Below are 10,974 nucleotides of genomic sequence, written 5' to 3'. Positions count from 1 at the left end.
AAGAAACATATTCTTGCTATTAAGAAGAATAATAATTTAATTTTGACTAGTTTGAAAATAGGGTTTTTGACGCAGAGGGACGCTGATTTTTATGATTATCGCGGATTCTTTTTTAAAATAACTTAAGCTATTTTCATCGGTGGTTGTGACCACTGGTCATGTAGGGTTCCACTGCAAAAAAACCTTTTTGTTGCATAAGGGTTGCATGAATATACAAAACGAGCGTTGGCGAAGGTGAAAGCGGGCGGTCGAAGACCGCCCTTACAATGCCTTGCAGGCGCTATTAAGGTTGTCGCGCTTGATTCGGAACGACACGGGGGTCGTTCCCTATACATACCCTGCGGTCGCTATTATGGGTGCTGAGTGGTATATTTATACAAGCCAATGAATATTAACAGCTTTTTGCAGTGACATCAATTTTGTAATTCCTATTAGTCACAAGGTTTGAAAAATTTTTGAGTACTACTATACCAAACGGGCTGTGAGATTAGTATCAAGTCATTGACAAAGGGGAGGTTATAATGGCTAGAATATTAATAGTTGATGATTCCAGGCTTATACGACGTAATCTTAAGGCCATACTAAGCAGGGCGGGCCATGAAATAATCGCTGAGGCCGAAAATGGTTTGCAAGCATTTCAAGAGTATGAAAAGAACCAACCTGATTTGATTACCATGGATATTAGTATGCCTCTAATGGATGGTGTGGCTGCAGTTAAGAAGATTGTCTCCCAGTATCCAGACGCACTAATTATCATGATAAGTGCCATGGATCAAAAAAATATGGTTATGGCAGCCATCCAAAGCGGAGCCCGCAATTACATAATCAAACCCTTTTCTCCGGATAAGGTTGTTGCTGTTGTAAATGCTGCCCTGGCCAGTGTGGGCAAGGCTGTTGCTACATCCCCGCAGCGCCCTATTATGGAGGACAAGCAGGTCTTGTATCCTTTTTATATAGAGGCTCATGATGCTAATGTTCGGGTAACAATAAAACAGAGTTTTGCCAGTGGTCATGTTAAACCTTTGCTAGATGCTCTACAGAGTTTTTTCAACAAAAAACCATTACGGGTAACCTTTGATTTTGCTTCTGTCCAAATATATGAATACAGCTTGATTGACCAGTTAATCGAGATAATGCAAACTATTAAAGATAATGAAGGAAAACTAAGGGTATTGGCTGAAGATAAAAAAATACCCCGCTATATCAAGAGTAAGGGGATAATATAACAGGGGATGTCAGGCTGTGCTACAAGTATATACCGGTGAAGGTAAAGGGAAAAGCACTGCCGCCTTCGGGCTGGCTATGCGTGCGGCCGGTCAGGGTTGCCGGGTTCGTATTATTCAATTTTTAAAAGGTAATACTTTTGCCGGCGAACTACGATCGGCGAAGAAATTGGGCATAGAGGTTTTCTCTTTTGGAAGAAGCTGTCCCCACGCCACTCTTATTAAGGGTGGTTTTATGGAATGCGATGAATGTGCTGAATGTTGGGTTAGTCCGGAGGAATTGACGGATAACGATCGAAAAAAGGCAAGCATGGCCTGGCAACTGGCGCAGAATACAGTTGGGGAGGGCAGCATTCACATTCTCATTCTGGACGAAGTTTTTGCCGCTCTGGAACTGGAGTTGCTTCCTTATAAGGATTTTTTAAAATGGCTGGAAAGTGCATCGCTAAGAATGGAAATAGTCTTAACCGGTAGAAACGCTCCGCCGGAAGTTATAGCACGTGCTCAGTTGGTTTCCCGGATCGAAAAAGTTAAACATCCTTTTGATATTAATGGCCACCCACGGCGTGGAATTGAGTATTAAGCAGTATCTGTCTTTATCCAGGAAGAATTAATTATCTTCCTGGCGATAGAGAAGAAAGCGGGATGATTAAGATATCATGTTACTGCTATTTATTTATACATATTGCATGTCCGGTGACATTCCAAAATTCACTTGACAAATTATTGCCCTTGAGCTGATAATGTTAATTAGCAAAAATCAAATATTTTGATGAGATGAGTTTAGATTAGTTGAGAAGAGAGTGACGAGATGAGCCGGTATGAGAATCTGCACGCCAGCACATTATTCGGTGCTGGTTTTTATTTTCCTATCTTAAAAGCTATGAGCAAATACCGGAGGGAAAGCCGGGGGCTTAAATCTTGCCCCAAGGATTTTCAGGCTTTTTTTGCTCGTTCTTTTACCTTATCCCCAACCGTATTTGCGGCGGGCAGCCTTGGCCTGCCTCTACCATCCAGTAGCTTACCATCAAACTTGCTGCCTGCAATCTTTTGGCCGGTCATGGATTGGCTGTATTGGCCTTCGGGCCAATAATTTGCTCTGGTCCGGCCGGACTATTAACCAGCTATTTATTCAAATCAAAATAGGAATCTGCTGCAAAAATCCCTTTTTATGCAAGCTAATGCATATTTATAACTTTTTGCAATGGGACCCTCCATGCCTGCAAGGCAAATAGTAAATAAAACCAGGGTTTCTTTGCAAAACCCCTGTTGCTGTATTATTATGGCTCCTTTTTACCTGGGCTTGAAAAGGCGGGTGGAGGAAAAAGGAGCACAGTGAGATCAAGATGAGAAGAGATGAGATGAGAGGAGAAGAGAAAAATGTTTGATCGTTATTTGAAAAGCGTGGTGGAGGGGGATTATCTCAACAGCGAGGAGGCTTATTTAAGCGCCAGGATGCTGCTGCATGATGATATTCCCGAGATAAAGGCGGCTGCCTTCTTGAGTGCTCTGCGCACCCGCAAGGAGAGCCAGGAGGAATTGACGGGCTTTGTGCAGGCCCTCTATGAAGAAGCCAAAATAGTTGACTGTGAGATGGAAGTACTGGATACCTGCGGAACCGGGGGGGATGGGCTCGGTACTTTTAATATTTCTACGGCCAGCGCTTTGGTGGTGGCCTCCTGTGGAGTGGCGGTGGCCAAACACGGCAACCGTGCGGTTACAGGCAAGGTAGGCAGTGCCGATGTTTTGGAGGCTTTGGGGGTAGAGGTGCAGCTGGAACCGGATGAGGCCCGGCAGTTGCTGGATAAAGCAGGAATTACCTTCCTTTTTGCCCCGCATTACCATCCCATTCTCAAACAGGTGGGGGGGCTGCGGCGCGGCCTGGGCATCGCTACCATTTTCAATTTTCTGGGACCATTGTTAAACCCTTGCCGCCCCTCTTACCAGGTTCTGGGTATTGCCGACTCCAACCTGCAGGAAGCGGTGGCCTGCACCCTGCAGAGTCTGGGGCGGAAGCGGGCTCTGGTAGTTCACGCTTTCAATGGAATGGATGAAATCAGCCCGGAAGGAAAAACCCGAGTATTCGATGTGGGTGAGCATGGGTTGGAGGTTTTTGACATCGACCCGGAAGAATTGGGAATAGGAGGCTTTTCCCTGGACGCCATTCAGGGCGGCGATGCTGCTGCCAGTGCTCGCCTGCTTATAAAAATTCTACAGGGTGAGCCGGGGCCATATCGAGATACAGTAATCCTTAATACGGCAGCGGCCCTGCTGACAGCAGGCCGGGCGAAAAATATGCAGGAGGGAATGCAAATGGCCGCCGAAGCCATTGATGCCGGAAAGAGTATGGAGACCTTGCAGAAGATGATTAGCTTCAGCCGGGATCGGGTCTTGGCATGTTAAAGACCATTGCTGAGGCGAAACTAAAGGAAGTGGAGCGGCTGCGGCAGTCTCTGGATATAGCGCAGGTAGAGGCCGGGGATGGAGTGGATAGGCGGAATCTAAGCCGGAATCCCGGAGGAAAGCTGCAGCTAATAGCAGAGATAAAAAAGGCTTCGCCGCTGAAAGGCCTCCTGTGTTCGCAATTCTCTCCCCTGGAAATGGCCCGTTCTTATGAGACCAATGGGGCGGCGGGGATATCAGTAATTACGGAAGAGGAATTCTTCGATGGCCGGAGAGAGTACCTGCCCCTGGTAAAAAGCAGGGTGAAGCTGCCGGTATTGCGCAAGGATTTTGTGATCAATGAAGTGCAAATATATGAATCCCGGCAAATGGGAGCCGATTTATTGCTTTTAATAGCCGCCTTGCATGATTATGATAGCCTGCTGGCTCTGCTGGAAAAATGTTCGGCTCTGGGGATGGAACCCCTGCTGGAAACTCATGGGCGGGATGAGATAAAAATGGCGCTGGACCTGCCGGTAAAAATAATTGGCATTAACAATCGGAATTTGCGAGACTTTTCCGTGGATATCAGGACCAGTCTGGATTTGCTTCACTTGATACCTGATTCATGTCTGAAGGTGAGTGAAAGTGGCATCAGGGAAGCGGGTGATCTGCTTTTGCTGGAAAGCAGCGGCTGTGATTTTGCTCTGGTGGGGGAAGCCCTGGTAACAGCGCCGGACCCCGGAGCCAAACTAAGAGAGCTCTTAGCTTACCGCCAGAAGGAGGAAGGCTTATGATCCGGGTCAAGATCTGCGGAATCCGCAGCCTGGAGGAGGCGCTTGCGGCCCGGGACGCCGGGGCCTGGGCCATAGGCCAGGTATTTGCTCCTTCCCCCCGTAAGCTGGAAGTGGATATGGCTGCAGCCATTAACCGGAAATTGGGGGGAACTATCCTGAAAATCGGTGTATTTGTAAACGAAGAACCGGAGAACCTGCGCCGCATTGTGGCCAGTTGCCGCCTGGATATGGTGCAGCTGCATGGAGAAGAAGAGCCCGCCTACCTGGAAGAGGTGAGCGTACCGGTTATCAAGTCTTTTCGTGTGCGGGGCCGCCTGGAGTTGGAGCGGGTCCGGCGATGGCGTCCCTGGGCTTATCTTTTTGATAGCTATCGCCCCGGTATTTACGGGGGTACGGGTGAGAGCTTCGACTGGTCTTTTTTGCAGGAAATAGCCAGGCAGGAAAGGATTATACTGGCCGGGGGCCTGAAGGCGGAAAATGTAGGCCGGGCCATCCACCAGCTACGACCCATGGCGGTGGATGTCTCCAGCGGGGTGGAACACCCCGGCGGGGGCAAGGATCCGGCTAAAATAAGGGAGTTTATTAATATGGTCCAGGAGCAAGCCACTTAAAGAAAAAGTGCTTACTGGCATTAAAAAGCATAGACTACGCTGCAAAACCCTTTTGTTGCAGAAGGGTTGCATAAATATACAAGCGAGCGTTGGCGAAGCCTGATTCGGAACGACACGGGGGTCGTTCCCTACAAACCCTCAGGTCGCTATTAAGGTAGCACTCTGCGGGCACTACTGATGCTCCCTCAGGCCGCTATTAAGGTGGCTGAGCGGTATTTTTATACAAGCTAATGCATATTTATTACTTTTTGCAGGGGAATCAATATTTATTACTTCATGTAGTGATAAAACACTTGTAATTTAACTGGAGGAGGGCTTTAAAATGATCTACCCAGATGAACGGGGTTATTTTGGCCGTTACGGGGGAAGATTCGTACCGGAAACCCTGATACCGGCGCTGATAGAAACAGAACGTGCTTACCGGGAACTGGCTGGAGACAAGAAGTTCCAGCAAGAGCTGCAGTTTTATCTTAAGGACTATGCGGGCCGGGAGTCGCCCCTGTACTTTGCCTCCCGCCTGAGCGCAAGCGCAGGAAAAGCCCGGATATTTCTTAAACGCGAGGATCTCAACCATACCGGGTCTCATAAGATAAATAATACCCTGGGGCAAGCCCTGCTGGCCCGTAAAATGGGCAAAAAAAGGCTGATAGCCGAGACTGGAGCCGGGCAGCATGGAGTGGCCACGGCCACGGCAGCAGCGGTTTTCGGTCTGGAATGTACGGTATATATGGGCAGCAAAGATATGGAAAGGCAAAGGCTGAATGTCTTTCGTATGCAGATGCTGGGAGCGGAGGTCCGGGGAGTGAAAAAGGGCAGTGAAACTCTGAAGGATGCTACCAATGAGGCTTTTCGCGATTTCATCCGCAGTTTTGAATATTCCCATATGGTTATAGGTTCGGTGGTAGGTCCCCATCCCTATCCCATGATGGTCAGGGATTTTCAAGCGGTGATTGGCCGGGAGCTGCGGCGGCAGTTCCTGGAGCAGGAGGGAGGGCTTCCCGACCGCATTATAGCCTGTGTGGGCGGGGGCAGCAATGCTATGGGAATATTTTATCCTTTCCTGGATGATCCGGTGGAACTGCTGGGGGTTGAAGCTGGAGGGAAAGGCATAGAACCGGGACAGCACTGTGCCACCCTTTCCCGAGGCAATGATGGGGTACTGCACGGAGCCTTCAGCCGTCTCCTGCAGGATGAATACGGGCAGGTGATGGACACCCATTCTATATCCGCCGGTCTGGATTACCCCGGGGTGGGGCCGGAGCATGCCTCTTTGCGGGAAAGAGGAAGGGTAGAATATGTTCAGGTGAGCGACCGGGAAGCTCTGGATGCCTTTATGCAATTAAGTCAGATGGAAGGAATAATACCGGCCCTGGAGAGTGCCCATGCAGTAGCTTATGCCTTGAAAATAGCGGCTGCGCTGGAGAAAGAATCAAGCCTGGTAGTCAATCTATCTGGCCGGGGAGACAAGGATGTGGAGGAAGTAGCCCGCTTGCTGGGAGGTGACGAAAGTGGAAATTAGAAATAGATTGGCCCACCTGAGAGAAAAGGAAGAAATGGCCCTTATAGCTTTTATTATGGCAGCAGTCCCCGATGAAGATTTATGCCTGGACTGCATCCGGGCTCTGGAGCAAGGGGGCTGTGATTTGCTGGAACTGGGAGTGCCCTTCACGGATCCGCTGGCTGATGGTGAAGTAATAGAAAGATTCCATCATCGGGGCGTCAAGCTGGGCTTAAACCTGAAACGGGGATTGGATTTCGCCGCCCGGGTGCGAGCTGCCTGCCAGCTGCCCCTTATACTTTTTTCCTATTATAATCCCATATTGCAGATGGGTTTGGATAGCTTTGCCCGGGATTGCCGAGAGGCAGGAGTTAATGGAGTGATAGTACCGGATTTGCCCCTGGATGAGCTGGGGAGACTGGCTGGCCAGGGCCTGGAGCTGATTCCTATGCTGGCTCCCAGCAGCACCCTGCCGCGGGTACAAATGGCGGCGGATTTAGACCCGGCTTTCATCTATTGCGTTTCGGTTCGGGGAGTGACCGGGGTCAGGTCTTTGCCGGAGCTGGAGATCAAGGATTACTTGCAAAAGGTAAGGGCAGTAACCACGGCTCCCCTGGTCCTGGGCTTCGGCATATCTCAGCCGGAGCAGGTCAGGGCTTTCCAGGGGCTGGCGGATGGAGTGGTAATCGGAAGCGCCCTGGCCCAAATTATTGAAGAATATGAGTCGCGCCCCGCCCTGCTGCCGGGTATGCTAGAGAAGAGGTGCCAGGCACTCAAGTTGTTAAGTTATTGGGAAGTGAGGAGTTAAGGTTTTTCCAACTACACCTTATCGTTGAAGCGCCTGCTAACTCACTTTTTATTGGTTACTGTGCCCAGTCTCAGAAACGATAATCGCTAACAAACATAATGAAGTACTGGCTGAGTGCCGGGTATCTGGAAGGAGGATTGTCATGCTGGCCTGCAAACTGGCGTCCCGCAGTCCTGACGCCGATTATAATACCGTTATCGAAATAAAGACCGCCAGGAAAGAAATTGCTATCGGCGGGGGAAACTGCACCATAATTGCCGGTCCCTGTTCGGTGGAATCCCGGGAAAAATACCTGGAAATTGCCCTAATTCTAAAAGATATGGGTGTGGATATACTGCGCGGGGGAGCCTTCAAGCCCCGCAGCTCCCCTTATTCTTTTGCCGGCCTGGGGACAGAGGGGCTGAAGATTCTGGCCGCAGCCCGTGAACTCACCGGCTTGCCGGTGGTATCGGAGGTTATGGATCCGCGCGACCTGGATCAGGTAGCTGCTCATTGTGACCTTATCCAAATCGGCAGCCGCAACATGCAGAATTTTTGCCTGCTTAAAGAAGCCGGTCGGGTAGACAAACCGGTGCTGCTCAAACGGGGTCTGGCTGCTACCATTGAGGAATGGCTCCTGGCTTGCGAGTATATAATGGATGCCGGCAATGAAAAGGTCATACTTTGCGAGCGGGGAATACGCACCTTTGAGCCCCTGACTCGTAATACGGTTGACATCGGGGCGGTGGCTCTGGTCAAGGAATTGTCTCACCTGCCGGTAATAGTGGATCCCAGCCATGCTACCGGACGGCGCTCGCTGGTGGCCCCCGTAGCTCGGGCGGCGATGGCAGCCGGTGCCGATGGTCTAATGATTGAGGTACATCAGCATCCTGAGCAGGCTTTGTCCGATGGAGAGCAATCCCTCACCCCGGAGCAATTTGCGGCTCTGGCCGAGAGGATAAGAGCTATGGCTTGAGTGTCTGAGACAAGAGAGGATGAAAGTTGAATGAATAATATCTCCCAGCAGCTTACGGGTTTTCGTTCCCTGCGCTACTCAAGTGTGGGGGGAGTCAACATAGAGCGCCGGGTGCGAAGCATTGAACTGAAAGGGGCTACTGAGCCCATAATCGAAGATATTGACCGGCAAAAGGGAGCGCTTTTTTCCAGTAGTTATGATTATCCCGGCAGGTATAGCCAGTGGGACATCGGTTTTCTTAATCCCTGTTTGGAGCTCCGGGCCTGGGGAAAAAATTTTCGCATTGAGCCTTTGAAAAGCAGTGGATTGAAGCTGCTCTATGGGTTGTATGTGGAGCTTCGCGGCTTGGAAGAGCTTGATGCCCTAGTTCTTAAACATCACAAAATAGAGGGTAGTATTAAAAAGAGTTCTGAGGTTTATTCGGAGGAGGAGCGCAGCCGGCAGCCTAGTATTTTCTCGGTCATAAGGGTGATACGGGAATATCTTTTTTATCAGGATGATTGTTTTCTTGGACTATACGGGGCTTTCGGCTATGACCTGGTTTACCAGTTTGAGCCCATGGAATTGAAACGCTCCCGCCCCGAGGGGCAGTGCGATTTGCTGCTTTACTTGCCTGATGAACTGACGGTGGTGGATCATCGCATGGCCCGGGCCTACCAGCTGAGTTATAGTTTCAGAGGCAGCGGGGAATTGATAAATGGCCCGCAGCACAGCCGGAAGAATGCTGAGCCCGAAGTGTCGAGCAGCCGGCAGGAGCAACCGGCGCCGGGTCATTACGCTGCTCTGGTGGAAAAGGCCAAAGCGTCTTTCCGGCGGGGGGATTTGTTTGAAGTGGTGCCCTCCTATTCCCTGTTGGAGCCTTGCCCGGCCCCCCCTTCGGAAATATTTAAACGCTTGAAAAGGATTAACCCCAGCCCCTACGGTTTTATCATAAATCTGGGTGACGAACATCTGGTAGGTGCTTCCCCGGAAATGTATGTCCGGGTGGAGGGAAAACGGGTAGAGACCTGTCCTATTTCCGGCACCATCATAAGGGGCAAAGATGCCATTGAAGATGCGTTGCAGATCAGAAAACTTCTTAATTCCAGCAAGGATGAAGCCGAGCTTACCATGTGCACGGATGTAGATCGCAACGACAAGTCCAGGATCTGCGAGCCGGGTTCGGTCAAGGTCATTGGGCGGCGCCAGATAGAGCTCTACTCCCATTTAATCCATACCGTTGACCATGTTGAAGGAATACTGCGCCCGGATTTTGATGCTCTGGATGCTTTCCTGACCCATATGTGGGCGGTTACCGTAACCGGGGCCCCCAAACGGGCTGCGATAAAGTGGTTGGAGGAGCATGAAGGGGCGCCGCGTGGCTGGTACGGGGGAGCGGTAGGCTACCTCTCTTTTAATGGTGATTTGAACACGGGGCTGACTTTGCGCACTATAAGGATTAAGCATAAGCTGGCGGAAATTCGGGTGGGGGCAACCCTCCTGATGGATTCGATACCGGAGCAGGAAGAGGCGGAAACTTTGGTCAAAGCGGCGGCCATGCTCAAGGCCATTCAGGGAGCTTCGAGCGACCGGCCTTCGGTAGTACCGGATTTACGAGTGAGAAAGCAGCCGCCGCGGGTATTGCTGGTGGATCATGAGGATTCTTTTGTTCACACGCTGGGTAATTATTTGAAGCAGCTGGGAGCGGAGGTTTGGGTGACCCGGGCTCCCCTGGCCCGGGAACGACTGCGCCAGGGACTGGATTTCGACTTGCTTTTTTTATCTCCCGGCCCCGGCCGCCCAGATGATTTCCGCTTAAAAGAGACGATTGATTTAGCTATGCAGCGGGCTATTCCCGTATTTGGGGTTTGCCTGGGAATGCAGGGGGTAGTGGAATACTTCGGGGGGCGGGTGGACGAATTGTCTTATCCCTGTCATGGCCAGACCTCAATGCTGACGGTTATCCAGCCCTCGCTTCTTTGGGAAGCTTTGCCCCGGCAGTTCCAGGTGGGCCGTTATCACTCTCTTTATGCGGCCGTCTTGCCGGATTGTTTGCAAGTAAGCGCAATGAGTGAAGATGGGGTGGTAATGGCGGTTGAACACCGTGAACTGCCGGTGGCTGCTGTGCAGTTTCATCCGGAATCAATATTGACCGGGGTAAATGGGAATGGACTGCAACTGCTGCGAAATGTGGTGGACTACCTGGCTTTACCCCAAAAACAGGCTGCTGCGGGCAGGGCTTTTTCTGTTGACGGTGAAGAGCTCAAAGGCAAGTTATCTTCGATTGCGCCATAAAGCCCAAAAGCATCTTGTCTTTATTTGCTTGTTATAAGGGGCGGGCTTAAATTAATAGCTTAGAATTTTGCATTTCTATCATAGTTCATTTTCAATTTCACATACTATTAACATGTTAAAGAGATTCTTGCTTTATGGAACCCTGGGATGGACTACGGAAATATTATTTACGGGAATGGGCTCTCTCTTGAGCGCTTCATGGCGTTTGGGCGCCCATACCTACCTGTGGATGTTTCCCATATATGGCCTGGCCGTTTTCCTGGAGCCTTTTCATGATCGTATTCGTTCTGCCCCCTGGCTGGTACGGGGCTTTATCTGGGCCTCCCTCATAATTGGGATTGAATACCTCTGTGGATGGTTTTTAAAACTATCTTTAGGTTTTTGTCCCTGGGATTATAGCGGAGCATCAGCTTTCAGCCTGGATGG

At 50.4% G+C, this 10,974-nt stretch carries 10 protein-coding genes; all 10 read left to right on the top strand.

The features are described from left to right. The first annotated feature begins 521 nt into the window (after positions 1–521). Complete coding sequence (locus PHP87_RS11925) at positions 522–1,226, top strand: response regulator (protein ID WP_366942908.1); 705 nt, start codon at positions 522–524, stop codon at positions 1,224–1,226. A gap of 16 nt (positions 1,227–1,242) precedes the next feature. After that, positions 1,243–1,806, top strand: a complete 564-nt coding sequence (locus PHP87_RS08345; protein ID WP_299920301.1) for a cob(I)yrinic acid a,c-diamide adenosyltransferase — start codon at positions 1,243–1,245, stop codon at positions 1,804–1,806. Positions 1,807–2,603: 797 nt separating this feature from the next. Beyond that, positions 2,604–3,626 carry an anthranilate phosphoribosyltransferase gene (gene trpD, locus PHP87_RS08340; protein ID WP_299920300.1) on the top strand — a complete coding sequence of 341 codons (1,023 nt, stop codon included), beginning with the start codon at positions 2,604–2,606 and terminating at the stop codon, positions 3,624–3,626. Continuing rightward, positions 3,620–4,402 (top strand): indole-3-glycerol phosphate synthase TrpC, encoded by a 783-nt coding sequence (trpC, locus tag PHP87_RS08335; RefSeq protein ID WP_299920299.1) that lies wholly within the window; start codon positions 3,620–3,622, stop codon positions 4,400–4,402. The genes trpD and trpC overlap by 7 nt, the downstream gene beginning before the upstream one ends. After that, positions 4,399–5,013: a phosphoribosylanthranilate isomerase gene (locus tag PHP87_RS08330; RefSeq protein WP_299920298.1), complete on the top strand. Its 615-nt coding sequence runs from the start codon at positions 4,399–4,401 to the stop codon at positions 5,011–5,013. Before trpC ends, PHP87_RS08330 begins: the two co-directional genes overlap by 4 nt. A gap of 322 nt (positions 5,014–5,335) precedes the next feature. Next, positions 5,336–6,532: a tryptophan synthase subunit beta gene (trpB, locus tag PHP87_RS08325; RefSeq protein WP_299920296.1), complete on the top strand. Its 1,197-nt coding sequence runs from the start codon at positions 5,336–5,338 to the stop codon at positions 6,530–6,532. Then, positions 6,522–7,319 (top strand): tryptophan synthase subunit alpha, encoded by a 798-nt coding sequence (gene trpA, locus PHP87_RS08320; RefSeq protein WP_299920294.1) that lies wholly within the window; start codon positions 6,522–6,524, stop codon positions 7,317–7,319. The genes trpB and trpA overlap by 11 nt, the downstream gene beginning before the upstream one ends. A gap of 136 nt (positions 7,320–7,455) precedes the next feature. Next, positions 7,456–8,274 carry a 3-deoxy-7-phosphoheptulonate synthase gene (aroF, locus tag PHP87_RS08315; RefSeq protein WP_299920303.1) on the top strand — a complete coding sequence of 273 codons (819 nt, stop codon included), beginning with the start codon at positions 7,456–7,458 and terminating at the stop codon, positions 8,272–8,274. A gap of 30 nt (positions 8,275–8,304) precedes the next feature. Further along, positions 8,305–10,548 carry an anthranilate synthase component I gene (locus PHP87_RS08310; protein WP_299920292.1) on the top strand — a complete coding sequence of 748 codons (2,244 nt, stop codon included), beginning with the start codon at positions 8,305–8,307 and terminating at the stop codon, positions 10,546–10,548. 127 nt (positions 10,549–10,675) lie between these two features. Further along, positions 10,676–10,974, top strand: a 299-nt coding sequence (locus PHP87_RS08305) for a hypothetical protein (protein WP_299920291.1), incomplete at its 3' end; no start/stop codon positions are given.

The sequence above is a fragment of the Syntrophomonas sp. genome (genome assembly GCF_028707975.1).
In the GTDB taxonomy this organism is placed as follows: Bacteria; Bacillota; Syntrophomonadia; order Syntrophomonadales; family Syntrophomonadaceae; genus Syntrophomonas.
This window is presented reverse-complemented; position numbering and strand designations above follow the sequence as displayed.